The organism is Ureibacillus sp. MALMAid1270, from assembly GCF_049202975.1.
In the GTDB taxonomy this organism is placed as follows: Bacteria; Bacillota; Bacilli; order Bacillales_A; family Planococcaceae; genus Ureibacillus.
The window spans coordinates 197,834-213,677 of sequence record NZ_JBMIRP010000095.1 but is presented as its reverse complement, the minus strand read 5'-3'; the positions used below and the strand labels follow the sequence as shown (position 1 = coordinate 213,677).

The following is a 15,844-nucleotide window of genomic DNA, read 5'->3' as shown; positions in this document are numbered from 1 at the left end:
CTAGCGTGTACTAATATTAGATCTATGCTCCTTAACTTCAGCAAGTTTGTTAGTTTCTAAATCTATTTTTGCAACACCTGTTTCAATTGCAGCGTGACTTACTGCTTTTGCTACTGCTTTTGCTACTCTTTCATCTAATGATTTTGGGATGATGAAATCTACACTTAATTCTTCTTCGGAAACAATGGATGCTATTGCATTAACTGCTGCCAACTTCATCTCTTCATTAATATCAGAAGCTCTTACATCTAATGCACCTCTAAATATACCTGGAAATGCTAGCATGTTATTTACCTGGTTTGGATAATCTGATCTTCCTGTTCCAATAATTTTAACGCCCCACTCTTTCGCATTTTCATAAGTAATCTCTGGATTCGGATTCGCTAATGCAAATACAATTGGGTCGACGTTCATCGATTGAATATGTGCTTCTGTTAAAAGATTTGCAACAGATACACCTATAAATACATCTGCACCTTTTAATGCCTCGTCAAGACTACCCTGTAGATTTTCTATATTCGTATGCTGAGCAATTTGCTCTTTTATTGGATTCATTCCGTAAGGACGACCACTGTATATAATTCCAGATGAATCGCACATTATTACATTTTTATAACCTACTTGCAGTAATAATTTTAAGATTGCAATACCTGCTGCACCTGCACCATTAATAACAATTTTAATGACTTCTATTTTCTTATCTACAATTTTCAATGCATTCATTAATCCAGCTGCAACAACAATTGCTGTTCCGTGTTGATCGTCATGGAAAACAGGAATATTACATTCTTTACGTAAACGGCTTTCTATTTCAAAACAACGTGGTGCAGAAATATCTTCAAGATTAATTGCTCCAAATGTCGGTGAAATTGCTTTTACTGTACGAACGATTTCATCAACATCTTTTGTATCTAAACAAATCGGAAATGCATCGACATTACTAAATCGTTTAAGAAGTAGTGCTTTTCCTTCCATTACCGGTAATGCAGCTTCTGGTCCGATATCACCAAGTCCTAAAACTGCAGTACCGTCTGTTACAATAGCAACAGAATTTCCTTTGGTCGTATAGTCATAAACTTTTGATGGATACTTTTTAATTTCTATACATGGTGCTGCTACTCCAGGTGAATAGGCTAAACTTAAATCAAATGTACTTTCAATTGGAACTTTAGATTGAATTTCCATTTTCCCTTTATTCATTTCATGCATTTCGATTGATTTTTTCATTAGATCCATTCCAATCATCCCTTCCAGAATAAAAACCGATATATAATTTTGTATAATATTGCTTTAGTTAATTAAAGTCAATATAATTTTCTGAAAATTCATAAAGATATTAGTCATCCTTGTTTAATTATGCATTTTATCGTCATTAGTGCAGAACTTCACACACTTTGAGAGTACATTTATATCAACATTTTTATTATCTTAGTATATTAAATAGGTTATATATTATGTATTCGAAACATATATAAGACATATTATTATTTTGTGAAAAAAAACACGTTTTACTTTTTATATGAAATATGAAAAGTTTCACAATCTACACGGATGAGTTAATATAAGGACATAGATGGAAATTCACAAAATGTTCATATTTTAAAACACATAAAAAATCTATGGAGCGAATAACCCCATAGATTTTCATCATTTACTTATTTAGTTCAAGTAGTAATTCTAAAAACTCATATGATACATACGTCGCGCCTTCTTCTGAAACAACTGGAGCTTCTTCAAAATAACGTAATGATTTGTTGTATCCATACATTTTTTGCCCTATCGCAATTGTAAAACTAACTGGCCCTTTTGTAATGAATGCGCCATCACCAGTAAAGTCTACTTCATAGCCTAATTGCTCAGCAATTAAACGTAATGGAATCATTTTTACTCCATTCACTTCAAAATTGTTATATTCTGCAATTTGTTTCGCAACTTTTTCTTTAGATGGTTCTAAGACAATTACTTTTGATGGACCAGTTTGCATTGGGAAACTTTCAAGCACGAACTCATAAAAAATAATAACATCCTTATTTACGATATCTTTTGCAGTTAGTTTTTCCCCAGATAAATTTGTAATTGGTGTATTCTCATCAACATTAATGACTAAATCTTTGTTTTTGTTTAAGAACTTATCGTCAAATTGATCTAATTGAACTGTTCCTACTTCCTCAGTTTGTGCAATGATTACTTCTGGTGAATATCGAGGAGGGTAAATCATGATCATTGGTTTATTCCCATCAACAAAGGCAGTAAATTCCATACCTTCTTTCAATATCACTTTTTCACCTATATTGTTTAAAATAGTCGTTTTTTCATCGAAATAAAACCCGAATGGTTCTTCCCCATCAACAGTTACAAAGTAATTACCACTCGTTTCTTTTGTAATTTTGCTGATCGTTCCACTAATTTGAATAAACCTTTCAAATTCTACTTGATCTTCAACTGAGATTGTTTCATACCCGCTATCATCTACAATTAGAGTATGATATTCTAATCCCTCTGTTTCTGTAATCTCTTGACCCTCTATATATTGAGCTGAAGCTGTCGGCACAATAATAGAAGTTGCTAATAATGAACTAGCAATAATAGATAATGATTTTTTCTTCATTTCTCTCTCTCCTTTCAAGCTGTACATAACATTAGTCGGCCATGATTGGAAAAAGTTTCTTGAAAATGAAAATATTTTTGTTTTTTCAGGTTAGTTTTCTTAATTTGCTAAAGAAAATAGGATTAGAAAAGTCACCTTCTCCAATCCTATCTCTACATTAATTATTCATTTTCGCCTGTTTCCACTTCATATTGTGTAATCCAATCACTGAAACTTCCGACATAAAGTCGAATATTTTCATATCCTGAGTCAGCTAGCACAGCATAAAGTGGTGAAGCAGTAACTCCAGATCCACAATAAACGACAATCGAATCATCAGTTTTAAATCGATTAAGCAACTCTTCATTGGCACTTAAATTTGAATCGACTTTCAGTTGCTCCCAATCAAAGTTTTTTGCTGTCGGAATATGGCCAGCTTTTACATCGATCGTTTCGTGTTCCCCTTTATAACGAACTGCCGCGCGAGCATCAAGTAAAGTAGCCTGCTCTTTTCCATCAACAATTTGCTTCACATCGTCTCGATTTGCATAAATCTTATCATTCCACTGAATCGAAAGGGTTGATTTCGGATACGTCTTAGTCTCGCTTGTCACACCAAATCCAACTTCAGTAAGAGCAATCATCCCACCATTTACAATATAAACATTCGGGAAGTTAGCGTATTTTAACATCCACCATGCTCGAGCAGAAAATGGTGCAGCACCTTGATCGTAAATATAGATAGTATCTTCAAATTGTAATCCTGCCGATTCAAACAAATTTGTTAATTGCTCTTTTGTCGGCATTGGGTGGCGACCTTCTTTACCTAACATATCAGACAAATCACTTTCTAAACCCCAATAAACTGCACCTTCGATATGTCCTTCATTAAATACTGTTTGTCCCCATGTTTTATCTTGCAAATTAAATCGCGTATCAATGAAACGCCCCTCTTTTTTTACTTCGTTTGCGTCAACAAATACTCTCCCCATTTTTATACCCCCGCTTTTTGTAAATCTGAATAGATTTCTTTCCAAGCTGATAATCGACTTTCTTCTTGTAGTAATAATCGTTCCGTTTCAATTTGTGCTATAGCTTCATGTGAAATATGTTCTCTAAGTCTTTCTGCTTCTTCTTTAATAAAGCCATTAGCCCAAGAAAGTAGATTTTGTTTCTCTTCATTTAAATAACTCTCAGCATCAGGTTTAGTTAATTCTTCTAAAGCTGCTCTCAGCTGTTCTTTCTCATTCTTTTCAAAGAAAGATTTTGTATTTTTAAAATAAGATTTTACCGATTCATATTTTTCATATTGTTTAAACGGTCCAACGAATTCCAATAGGTTTGGTTCGTTTGACTCATATGCGATGAACGAAAAACTATTATTCATTTCTTTCAGTGTACGGACATCTTCTTTATATCGTTCTTTAATTTTCTTTTGTATAAACTGCGCTAAACGGAAATTCGTTACACGTAATTCTTGTGAGAAGTCGAATTTTAATGCATCTAACGTTTCAGTTAAAGCCTGCTTTAGTGCTACTTGCGCTTGTTTAGAAGCAAATGTAGAAGGATTATAGCTTTCTCTAAAGAAATCTGGATATCGGTAATAAACCCTTTGTAACACATAATATAAAAGCTCATCTAATTCTTGTTTAACATCACTTTCAAGCATTGTTGTTGAAACAGTAGCATAAATTTTCCTAATTTTGTCTTCTAGCTGACTAAGTTCAGCAAGACGCTCATCTTTTCTAAGTAGATTTTCTTCCGTTTGTGTAATTAAAGAATATAATCTCTGGTGAGTCTTTTCCACTTCTTCATTTAAAGCTTGAATTGCAATAGATGTTAAATCTTCTTTCAAGAATTGATAGAAGGATTCTTCAAATGGCTTCATACCAGATTGGTAATCACTATTTTCCACTTTTTCACGCAATGCATTTAAACTTGAAACACCGAAAATTTTAGGGAATCGAATTCCAAAACGTTGTAATTCATTTCTTACATAATCTTTTACGTCTTCTTCTTCATCTTTTGTAGCTGCTAAGTCAATTGCATTTACGATAAAGAACATTTTGTCTAATTCGAAGGCATCTTTTACACGACCTAATTGAATTAAAAACTCACGATCTGCTTTTGCGAATGCATGATTATAATAAGTAATAAATAAAATGGCATCCGCGTTACGAATGTAATCGAAAGCTACCCCAGTATGTCTTGCATTGATCGAATCAGCACCTGGCGTGTCTACAAGTGTAACGCCCATACGAGTTAATGGACAGTCATAGTAAAAATCAATATTATCTACAAAGCAAGAACGACTTTCTTCTGCAACAAATAATTCAAAATCAGCACGGTTTACACGGACTTTTTGTCCTAACTGACTCTTAAAAGTCGAATAGCCCTTCGCATAAGCTCGAATAAATGATTTATGAACATTTAATCGTTCATCGGTTAACTTTACATTTAAGCCTTCTTCAGCTCGATCGTAAGCTTCCTCTAATGATGAAATGTTTAGCCCGATAGATTCATAAGCGTTTCGTATATCATCTAGTAATTGATCTGCTGTTTTTAACTGTACATCAGCTGTCTCATGTGGATGTTCAAGAGTTACAGGGCGAATTTTATTGATCGTTGCAGTTGTAGGATTCGGTGAAACCGGTAATACTTTAGCTCCTAATAATGCATTTGAAAAACTAGACTTACCTGCACTAAATGCACCAAAAAGGGCTATTGTAAAATCTTGTTGTTTAAGACGTTCTACCTTTTTCTTTAAGAAGCTTGATACTTCTTCAAATCCGTTGATTTTTCCTACTGCATTAGCAGTTCTAATCGCAGCATGTATCACTTCTTCTCCATTCATTTTCTCTACTACTGTATGATTCGAAAGATCCTCAAAATTCTCTACTTCGTTTTTACTTTGATTCAACATAGATGGATCAAATAAACGGATTTCACTTAAGTCTTGTTCTAACTCTTTTTTCCATTTGTTACTTTGTTTATTGGCTTCGTCTCTTGTTTCTTTATTTACTTGTTTCATTTGTTTCTCCGCAAATTGTTTGCGACGATCCATATCTAAAATACTTTCAATAGCAGAAACTTTCTTTGAAAGTGTGTTTAATTTATCTGAAACAGGTGCTTCTGCATTTTGAGCAACCTCGATTAACACTTCTTTTTGATTATCTTTCCAGTTCTCTGTTTCCTGAACAAAATATCGTTTTGTCCCTTCAGCTACCCGATTCGCAAAGTTCAAGACAGCATCTCCGGTAATCAGTGCTCCTTGATGGATTTGGTCTTCTATTAGTGAGAATGGTAAAGAAAATTCAATCGCATCAATTTGTTGTGCTGCTTGTTCTGTCAATGCACCAACATCTTTTAAAGATTGCTTCATTAATGCTTTCAAATGACCAATGATTTGAGATTGAACAATCGATTTATATTGTTCATAAACATCGTTCTTACGGCGAATTTTTTCTTCTTCTGTTTTTTTCTTCGCAGAGAATAATCCGCCAACTTTGAATCCTGGTTGCTGACTTTCTAAATAAGAGCGTAGTTTATCTCTGAAATCAGCTGGAATAATCGCAGCATTGTCTAAAAGTTCTTTTCTATTTTCTTTAAATGTGTCATTCCAGTTTTCAAATGAAAATAACTCCGTTTGTAGTTTCAGTTTTTCATATTGTTCTAGTAAATCTTGTCGATTTTCCCATTCATCTTCTGAGAGAATTTCATCATATCCATCAAGTAATTGAACTTTTTCTTCATTTAAATAGTTGATATGCTCGTCATGCATCTTCTTTAATGTACTTTCAGCTGCTAAAAGCAGTTGTTCTTGCCAGTTGTTCATAGAATCAGCAACAATTTTCTTAACAGTTGAAAAATCATTATGTGGATGATCTAATTGCTTTAATGAAGTGAAGAAAATTCCTTTCGGCTCAACACCCCATGCTGCAAATGACTGATAAACTGATTGCTTATATTCTTCAAAAGATAATTCATTTTCTTTATGTTTATCGATTTGGTTCACGATAAGATAAAGATTTGGATTATATTTTAATAATTGTTTTGTAAATTGGAAATTTAACTCAGATTGGACATGGTTATAGTCCATTGTATAAAATACGATATCTGCTATATGTAATGCGGATTCCGTAGACATTGCATGTGCGTCGTCAGTAGAATCAACACCAGGTGTATCCATTACAGTAACACCAGGCGGTAAAGTAGAATCATGATGTCCAATTTCAATTAGGGATACTAGCTCACCATTTTTACTTAACTCTTTTACAGTTTTAAAGTCATATCCTGCTTCAAATTTAATAGGTTGTTCATGGTGCATATAAATAATGGCATAATCCTCGTCAGATTTATGCACTTTTACGATATTAGCAGAAGTTGGGATCGGACTAGCTGCCAAAATATCTTCACCAGAAAGTGCATTAATCATGCTCGATTTTCCTGCAGAAAAATGTCCAGCGAAGGCGATTGTATATTCTTTTTTTAATAATTTTCGTGCAAATAATTGCAGTTTCTCCATACGAGCTGTATCGTCATTTTTTTTATACACTATGTATTGCACAGCAGTTTGTGAAAATAGTTGCTGTAATTTTTCATCAAACGAACTCATTGACTAATACCCCTTTGTCTTAAATTTGTCACAATCATTATATACTATCATGAAATTAAATGAAAATCGCCTGCTATTTAAAAAATAATAGAAAAGTTTAATTATTAACTTTTTATAAGAAAAAGTTTGGTTTTTTTATAGGAAATAATACGATACAAAAATGGTTAATAAAAACAATTACACAAAAACCGACAATTTTTACTAAAAATACACATACTATTCTATCTTTTCAAGTTATAATAAAATAACACAAAAGCGCTTAATCATTAAACACATAACGTTACATTTAAATTTTTGACTATTTTATAGAACAAAACGGTGAAAGGTGCAGCTTAAATGAAAAATTCAATTCACAATCAATTAATATTAGATGGAACCAGCAATGCCATACGAACAATCATTCCATTAAATATGAACATTCATCCATCTTTTTTTATGAATGAACCTTATAACCAGCAAGAAATTGGCGTATTGATCGGCTTTATAGGAGATATACGAGGAAGAATAATTATTGATGGTCTTCAAACAAGTTTTAGCCAATTAGCTGCTAATATGTTCGGCATGCCAATTGAAGGGGAAATATTAGAATCGTTTACTGGTGAGTTTGGTAATATGTTAGCCGGTAACATATGTACATATGTTGGTTCTCAAAATATTAATATCGATATTACCCCACCAACAGTAATGGTAGGTAATACAAAACTATATGGATTCGAGAAAGCTTGCCATTTACCTGTAACGATTGATGGAGTTGGAGAGCTAACGATTTTATTTACAATTGATGATGAAGATTAAAAATTCTTCGCTGTGGTGTTAACAAAATTCAACAAATAAAGCACATTAAGGGCTATTAGGAAAAGAATTTTCCTAACAGCCCTTTTGTAATTATTTCCTTTTTTACTTTCACACTTATTTCACAATTCCAATACGTAAGTGTGATTTTTATCACATCTCGGAAAAAGAAATTTTAATAAGATAAATGCGTAGATTACCATTCTGATTAACTAGGAGGGAGAGACAATGGCTGGTAATAACAATAAAAAACATTCAGAGGATAATTTAAAAGGAACTCTTTATATGACTTTCGGGTTAGGGTTCTTTATTATCATCGTTTGGGCACTTTGCTTTAACTTATTTCTTGATCGATTCTAATTTAAAATCCTTTATTTAAGAGGGGGAAAAAAACATGCACTTACATAAATATGAAAAGTGGTGGCTATCATTCGGTACAGCAATGCTAGTTGCTTTTCTTGCAATCGTGGGTGTGAGCGCTGTTCACGGCAGTACTCATCCAAACAATTCAAAATGGACGATTAATTACGAAGAAGTGGATACTATTGCACCTTTCGACAATCCTGGTGTTCACAAAGTTGAAGGTAAGGATTGGGATTATGAAGTAGTTTTAGTTGCTTCGGCATTTAACTATAACCCAATGGAAATTGAAATTCCTGTCGGATCAAAAGTAAGATTCATTGCTACAACTAAAGACGTTATTCATGGATTCCAGGTTGCAGAAACAAATATCAATATGATGTTAGAGCCTGGTTATGTATCTGAATATATCACTACAGTTGATAAAGTTGGCGAATATACAATCGTTTGTAACGAATACTGTGGTGTTGGTCACGCAATGATGTATTCAACTTTAAAGGTGGTGGAGTAAGATGACAACTGCAATTAAAGAAACAAAAGTTTTTAAATCCACAAATTCTAAGGAAGCGGTTACAAAAGTAAACCGCAAAGACGCAAAACTCGCACTAGCTAATCTTTATGTCGCATTTATCGCATTATTCATTGGTGGACTTTGTGGATTACTTCAAGTATTAGTGCGTTCTGGTAAATTCCAATTACCTTGGGGTATAGGTTATTATCAAGTTTTAACTGTTCACGGTGTTTTATTAGGTTTAGTTCTAACAACATTCTTTATTATGGGCTTCCAAACTGCTGCAATAAGTCGTACTTGTGGTGCTTTATCTAACGGCCAACGTAAACTTGGTTGGATTGGTTTTTGGATTATGACAATTGGTACTGCAGCTGCTGCAGTAATGGTACTGTTAAATGAAGCTTCTGTACTTTATACATTCTATGCTCCACTTCAAGCACACTGGATTTATTATGCGGGGTTAGCACTAGTTATCGTAGGATCTTGGATTTTATCTTTAGCTCAAGGAATACGTTTCGTTCAATGGCGTAAAGAACATAAAGGACAAACGACTCCTCTATTATCATTCATGGTTGTTATTAACAACTTAATGTGGTTTGTTTGTACATTAGGAGTAGCTGCTGAAGTATTATTACAATTAATCCCTTGGTCATTAGGTTTTGTAGAACGTGTTGACGTATTATTATCTCGTACTCTATTCTGGTATTTTGGTCATGCATTAGTTTATTTCTGGTTATTACCAGCTTACATGATTTGGTACGTAGTAATTCCCAAAATTATCGGTGGTAAAATTTTCTCAGATGCACTAGCTCGTCTATCGTTTATCTTGTTCTTATTACTATCTATTCCAGTTGGTATTCACCACCAATTAGTAGAGCCAGGTATTGACGCATTCTGGAAATTCTTACAAGTAGTATTAACTCTATTTGTTGTTGTTCCATCATTAATGACTGCTTTCTCTATGTTCGCTACATTTGAAATGAGAGGACGCGAACTTGGTAAAAAAGGTATTTTCGGTTGGTTTAAAAACTTACCTTGGAACGATTGCCGTTTCTTATTACCATTTATCGGTATGGTTGCTTTCATCCCTGGTGGAGCTGGTGGTATTGTAAACGCTTCCTACCAAATGAACCAATTAATTCATAACACAATTTGGGTTACAGGTCACTTCCACTTAACTATAGCAACAACTGTAGTATTAACTTACTTTGGTGCAGCTTTCTGGTTAATTCCACACTTAACTGGACGTAAATTAACACAAAGAATTAACCATATGGCTAATACTGCTGGTATTTTATGGGCAATCGGTATGCTTATCATGTCTGGTGCTATGCATATCGCTGGTTTATTCGGTGCACCTCGTCGTTCTGAATATTCCACTTATGGTGGTTCAGAACAAGCTGCTGAATGGATTTCTTATCAAATTGCTCAAGCAGTTGGTGGTACGATTTTATTCGTTGCAATTATTATTATCGTTGGTGTTGTCATTAATTTATTATGGTACGCTCCAAAAGGAGATCAAGAATTCCCAGTTGGAGAAGTTGCAGAAGGCGCAACAAAAACACCTGCTATTTTAGAAAACTTCAAAGTTTGGGGTATTATCCTAGCTGCTTTAATCCTAATCGCATATACTGTTCCAATTTTTGAAATGATTAATGGAGCTCCATTAGGATCAGTTGGATATCCTCACTTAATTGGTCGATAATATATACTTTAAAATTAAATAGCCATTCATTTCCTAGTAGAAAACCCTCCCTTCTAGTCTCATACTAGATTGGGAGGGCTTTTTATTGTTCATAAATCTCTACTAATTTCTTTTTATCAATTTTGCCAACATAGGTTTTTGGTAATTCATTTGTAAAAAATACTTTTTTCGGCACTTTATATGCACCAAGTTGCTTACGACAGTATGATTTAATTTCATCACATAACGTATCGCTACTTTGAACACTTACAACTACTGCCGTAACTACTTCACCCCATTTTGGATCTTTTAATCCAACAACAGCTACTTCTTTTATATTTGGATGTGTGATGATACATTGTTCAACTTCCTGAGGGTAGACATTTTCTCCACCAGTGATAATCATATCTTTAGAACGCCCAACAATATATACATCCCCATCTTCATCCATTTTGGCCAAATCCCCTGTTTTTAACCAGCCATCAATAATTGTTTTATTTGTTTCCTCTGGATTATTCCAATAGTATGAAAACATATGTTTACCAGTTACATATAACTCTCCTACTTCATTAGGCTCACAAATTTCACCGTTTTTATTCACAATTTTGATAGAGTTAAACATCATACTTTTTCCGACGGAGCCATGTTTGATAGCTGAATTTTCAGGAGGTATATAAAAATTATTAGGTCCTGCTTCAGTTAATCCATAACCTTCCTTAAACTTTAATCCTTTCTTTAAAAAATGTTGATAGATCGTTTTAGGACAAGGTGCCCCTCCCGAAAGGAAAAGTTTGACTGAAGGGAAATTAGATTGATTGAAATATTCTGTTTCGATCATGGCCTGATACATTGTTGGAACAAAAAGAGAGATCGTTGTTTGATAGTCATCAAGAGCCCTTATTGCTTCTTCAGGATTAAACTTGTTCCCAATGACGACTGTCCCACCAACCATTAATATAGGAATTGAAAGAGCATTGATCCCACCAGTATGAAATAAAGGCATATAATTTAATGTGCAATCACCTTCTTCTAATCCCCAACTTAAAATGGTATTAATGGCATTCCAATTTACTGCATCTAATGATAAAACGACTCCCTTTGGTTTTCCCGTAGTACCGCCAGTATAAATCATTAGCCAAGGATCCTGAGTGTCACAATTCGCTGGTTCAAGAAGACTGATTGACTCTACATTTCTTTTAATCAGTTCACTTATGATAGATTTGTTACCTGGAAAAATTCGATCTCCAACCTCTTGATAAGTCTTATCTGTCAAAAGTACACTCGGTGTTGAATCTAGTAAAATATGTCGGAGTTCTTCTTCACTTAATCGGAAGTTTAGGGGGACATAAATATATCCACCTAAACTGCATGCAAATAATAATGGGAACAAATCAATCGAATTTTCAGCTAATACCGCAACCCGGTCCCCTTTTTTAAGTCCATAAGAATGAAAAGACTTATAACAATTTAATATGTTAGAAGCTAGTTCTTCATAAGTCCAAGTTCGTTTTGTCTGAATATCAATTAACGCGCTTTTTTTAGGGGTTAATTTTGCTCGATTTAATATCCAGGTTTGCTCGTTCAACATATTACACACCCCAAATCACATCATAATTCCTCCATCAACGTGTAAAACGTGCCCATTTACATAACTAGATTCATCTGAAGCTAAATATAAATAAGCATTTGCAATGTCTTTTGGGTCACCTAAACGTTGTAAGCTTATGATTGACTCCATATAGCTCAATACCTTTTCAGGCATCTTTTCTGTCATTGATGTTCTTGTAAATCCAGGAGCGACTGCATTTACATTAATACCTTTTCTACCTAATTCCTTCGCCCATGTTTTTGTCATCCCAACAACAGCTGCTTTCGTTGCAGCATAATTTGTTTGACCGACATTTCCATATACACCACTTACAGATGAAGTATTTATGACTTTCCCATAACCTTGTGCGACCATATGTGGAACAACTGTTTGTGTACAATTGAAGACACCCTTTAAGTTAACGTCCAATACACGGTCAAAGTCTTCTTCAGTCATTTTAACAAGCATGGCATCTTTTGTAATACCCGCGTTATTGATTAATATATCAATCTTGCCATATCTTGATAGAACAGTATCAACCATAGATTGAACACTTTCTTTGCTTGCAACATTTAATTGAACAAAAAGAACATCATGATTTTTTTCAAGAAGTTCACTTTCTAATTGTTTCCCCTGCTCCTCTGCAAAATCGGCAATGATAACTTTTGCGCCTTCATTTACAAATACTTCAACAGCAGCTTTACCAATACCATTGGCACCACCTGTAATAATTGCTACTTTATCTTTTAATCTCAAAAGATCACCGCCCCTATTGTAAAAAATTTTCAATTTCTGTTTTTAACTGGTGTAAATTATCAATTAATGGTGAATGACCACAGTCTTTAAGTTGTACGTTTTTTGCTTTATCACCAAAATCATCAATAATTTCTTGTGTCATGAAGAATGGGACAACTAAATCTCGATCACCATATAAATTTAAAACTGGAATATTAATCTTATCTACTTCGCCAGTTCCCTTTGCAGCTACATTGTCAACATGGCTAATATTAAACGTGTTCAGAACATGGTAAATGTCTGCTAAATTTCTTTGAGTCATCATATCTTCAACATACTCGTTGTATTTTTCTTCATCTGGTTGGTTATGAGTATAAATCGCAGCATTCCACACCATTTTTAAGCCGTCTTTGTTTTTCCCATCATAAAGTGACTGCATTGGAATAGTTCTCATCGCATCACTTTCAATTTCTTCAATTGTAGTAAATCGATTCGACAAATCCGGTGAACCATCACTATTTGTCTTATAATGTGGATAGCCACGTGTGGAGCCTGAAGCTAGCAACACTAACTTTTCGCAATATTCTGGATGATCAGCACAAAATTGCATACAGACTGTTCCACCAAAAGACCAACCAACTAAACTGAATTTTTTCAAGTTTAATGCATCTGCAAATAGTTTAATATCATTGCTAAAATCTTTTACATGACTTGCTCTATTGTTATAAGTGGAGCCACCAAAACCTCTTTGATCTGGAGCAATGATTGTGAACTCTTCACTAAATGCCTCCATTAAAACGTCCCAATGTTTCGATGAAGTCATATTCCCGTGAATAAATAGAACAAGTTTTTCACCACCTGGTCTCATGCGATAAGTTAATGTTTCACCATTTGGTAAAGTCACTTCTTTTAATTGTTCGATCACTTTCATTTCATCCCACTCCTATTCTTTTCCCCATCGTATTGTAATTGCACCCCATGCATAACCAATACCAGCACTTACTAAAGTAATTACATCGCCATCTTTAATTTTCCCTTTTTCTAGTGCTAGTTTAAGAGATAAAATTTGATCGATTTGACCAATATGTCCATAATCAGATAAATAGATTGAATGATCTTCATCTAAGTTAAATGCTTTTAACACATAGTCATGAGCAGATTTTTTCACGTGGAGCATTCCGATATAAGATAAATCACTCTCATTAAAACCACTTTTAATAATCGAATTTCGAATAACCTTGATAAAATTATCTAACGACTTTTGTTCAAGTCTACTCTTCATCCCTTCAGGATCTAAAACATCTAAGCGATACAACCCTTTTTCTAAATGCTCATTTGTTAAAGGTTCTTTCGTTCCGCCAACTGGTACTAATACATCTTCAGAAAAAGACCCATCTGTAATAATTTCACTTTCATATACAATGTTTTCTTTCACATCTTTTCGAAGAATAAGTGCACCACCACCAGCACCTAAATTAAACATAAATCTCGTTCTTTCATTCTTATAATCAATGAAATCATGATTACGGTAACCGCCAGCTAGAAGAACAGTCTTAATATTTTCATCTGATAACATTAAGCTTTTCGCTAACTTCATTGCCATGATAGTCGTTCCACAACGTAGCTGAGCATCAAATGCCCATGCATTCATGGCACCTACTTCTTCCTGGATTTTAATAGCCGCAGTCCACAATGGATATTCTTTATGTTCTTCGCCAATATATATGATTACATCAATCTCTTTTGGATCAATATTGGCATTTTGAATCGTTTCTTTTGCTGCACGTATTCCCATTTGAACGGTATGATCATCTTTACCAGCAATTACTTTTTCGTTTATACCCATCTTAGACTTCACAATATGAACAGGTATATCTGCTATGTTTGCGATTTCTTCCCCTGTCATTCTTTCTGTTGGTAAATATAACCCGATTCCGATAATCCCTACATTCATTTCGAATTCTCCTTATTTTTTGAAAGTGGAACGACATTTAATTTGCTTTTCTTTGTTTTCCATTGAAAATACTTCGTTTGAAGAGTACCAACAATTCCTTTAGGGAAGAAGATAACCGCTAAAATATAGATGATACCGAAGAAAATAATCCATCTTTCAAAGATAGGAAAATCTCTAGCTAATCCCGATAAATAGTGTTGAGCTGATTCAATTACAACCGATCCTACTAGTGGACCAATTAATGTACCAACTCCACCTATAATCGTCATTAATAATGCATCCAAGGTGATTTCCATTGTTAAAACACTTGTATTAACAAATCGTAGTGAAACAGCATAAAGCGAACCTGCTAAACTTGCGATTACACCTGCTACGATAGAAGCAATCACTTTATAATAGAGTGTTTTAAATCCTAATGATTTTGTTCTTTGTTCATTTTCACGAACGGCAATGAGTACACGTCCTAAAGGTGAACTAACAAATCGTTTTAAGGCAATAAAGACTAAAACTAATAGAGCCAATACTACAAGGTAAAATACGACACGATCTTTAAATACATCTGGTGCTTTAAATGTGAAACCATCATTACCTTTTGTTACATCACGCCACTTTTCAGCAACGACTAATAATAATCCCGAAATTGCCATTGTTAACATTGCAAAGAAGTGACTTTTTAAACGTAAAGTTAGCAATCCTACAATAAAGCTTAGAACTGCAGCTATTAACATTCCAACGATAATTGATGCGATGAATATTCCAATCGTTGAATCAAAATCTTTTAACATTATGGCAGTACAATATGCACCAATCCCGAAGAACATTGCATGGCCAAAAGATACTATGCCTGTATAACCTAGCAAAATATCATAACTCATAGCTAAAATACCGAAAATTAATATTTGAGTAACTAAAATGGTTAATGTACGAGAGTCCAATACAAATGGAAATGCAATCAGGGATAGGAATATAATAAATAAAATAATATTTGATCTAGAAAGTAAAATTGGTTTGTTCATCT

Annotated in this window: 13 protein-coding genes; 4 read left to right on the top strand and 9 right to left on the bottom strand. The window is 34.0% G+C overall.

The window, feature by feature from the left end; genetic code table 11:
- The 4 genes from ACOQFO_RS14705 to ACOQFO_RS14690 form a co-directional block, all read right to left on the bottom strand.
- Positions 1 to 1,236 (bottom strand): NAD(P)-dependent malic enzyme, encoded by a 1,236-nt coding sequence (locus tag ACOQFO_RS14705; RefSeq protein WP_421690414.1) that lies wholly within the window; start codon positions 1,234 to 1,236, stop codon positions 1 to 3.
- A gap of 415 nt (positions 1,237 to 1,651) precedes the next feature.
- Positions 1,652 to 2,608: a stalk domain-containing protein gene (locus ACOQFO_RS14700; RefSeq protein WP_421690413.1), complete on the bottom strand. Its 957-nt coding sequence runs from the start codon at positions 2,606 to 2,608 to the stop codon at positions 1,652 to 1,654.
- A 161-nt stretch (positions 2,609 to 2,769) separates the two neighbouring features.
- Positions 2,770 to 3,579: a sulfurtransferase gene (locus tag ACOQFO_RS14695; protein WP_421690412.1), complete on the bottom strand. Its 810-nt coding sequence runs from the start codon at positions 3,577 to 3,579 to the stop codon at positions 2,770 to 2,772.
- 2 nt (positions 3,580 to 3,581) lie between these two features.
- Entirely contained in the window at positions 3,582 to 7,202 is a 3,621-nt protein-coding gene (locus ACOQFO_RS14690) for a dynamin family protein (RefSeq protein ID WP_421690411.1), read from the bottom strand.
- A 336-nt stretch (positions 7,203 to 7,538) separates the two neighbouring features.
- On the opposite strand from ACOQFO_RS14690, the gene ACOQFO_RS14685 reads away from it, so the two are divergent.
- The 4 genes from ACOQFO_RS14685 to ACOQFO_RS14670 all read left to right on the top strand — a co-directional run bounded on the left by ACOQFO_RS14685 (position 7,539) and on the right by ACOQFO_RS14670 (position 10,570).
- Complete coding sequence (locus tag ACOQFO_RS14685) at positions 7,539 to 7,997, top strand: chemotaxis protein CheX (protein ID WP_421690410.1); 459 nt, start codon at positions 7,539 to 7,541, stop codon at positions 7,995 to 7,997.
- A gap of 225 nt (positions 7,998 to 8,222) precedes the next feature.
- Entirely contained in the window at positions 8,223 to 8,354 is a 132-nt protein-coding gene (locus ACOQFO_RS14680) for a hypothetical protein (RefSeq protein ID WP_421690409.1), read from the top strand.
- 34 nt (positions 8,355 to 8,388) lie between these two features.
- Positions 8,389 to 8,865 carry a cytochrome c oxidase subunit II gene (locus ACOQFO_RS14675; RefSeq protein ID WP_421690408.1) on the top strand — a complete coding sequence of 159 codons (477 nt, stop codon included), beginning with the start codon at positions 8,389 to 8,391 and terminating at the stop codon, positions 8,863 to 8,865.
- Position 8,866: 1 nt separating this feature from the next.
- Complete coding sequence (locus ACOQFO_RS14670; RefSeq protein ID WP_421690407.1) at positions 8,867 to 10,570, top strand: b(o/a)3-type cytochrome-c oxidase subunit 1; 1,704 nt, start codon at positions 8,867 to 8,869, stop codon at positions 10,568 to 10,570.
- Positions 10,571 to 10,652: 82 nt separating this feature from the next.
- Here ACOQFO_RS14670 and ACOQFO_RS14665 read toward each other — a convergent pair whose 3' ends face one another.
- Genes ACOQFO_RS14665 through ACOQFO_RS14645 form a run of 5 tightly spaced genes read right to left on the bottom strand, consistent with a single transcriptional unit; the run spans position 10,653 to position 15,842 of the window.
- Positions 10,653 to 12,137 carry a class I adenylate-forming enzyme family protein gene (locus ACOQFO_RS14665; RefSeq protein ID WP_421690406.1) on the bottom strand — a complete coding sequence of 495 codons (1,485 nt, stop codon included), beginning with the start codon at positions 12,135 to 12,137 and terminating at the stop codon, positions 10,653 to 10,655.
- Between the two features lie 15 nt (positions 12,138 to 12,152).
- On the bottom strand, positions 12,153 to 12,893 hold the full coding sequence (fabG, locus tag ACOQFO_RS14660; protein ID WP_421690405.1) for a 3-oxoacyl-ACP reductase FabG: 741 nt from the start codon (positions 12,891 to 12,893) through the stop codon (positions 12,153 to 12,155).
- Between the two features lie 13 nt (positions 12,894 to 12,906).
- Positions 12,907 to 13,803, bottom strand: coding sequence for an alpha/beta fold hydrolase (locus tag ACOQFO_RS14655; RefSeq protein WP_421690404.1), 897 nt, complete (start codon positions 13,801 to 13,803; stop codon positions 12,907 to 12,909).
- 12 nt (positions 13,804 to 13,815) lie between these two features.
- Positions 13,816 to 14,826, bottom strand: coding sequence for a 3-oxoacyl-ACP synthase (locus tag ACOQFO_RS14650; protein WP_421690403.1), 1,011 nt, complete (start codon positions 14,824 to 14,826; stop codon positions 13,816 to 13,818).
- On the bottom strand, positions 14,823 to 15,842 hold the full coding sequence (locus ACOQFO_RS14645) for a branched-chain amino acid ABC transporter permease (protein WP_421690402.1): 1,020 nt from the start codon (positions 15,840 to 15,842) through the stop codon (positions 14,823 to 14,825). Before ACOQFO_RS14645 ends, ACOQFO_RS14650 begins: the two co-directional genes overlap by 4 nt.
- Between the last annotated feature and the right edge of the window lie 2 nt (positions 15,843 to 15,844).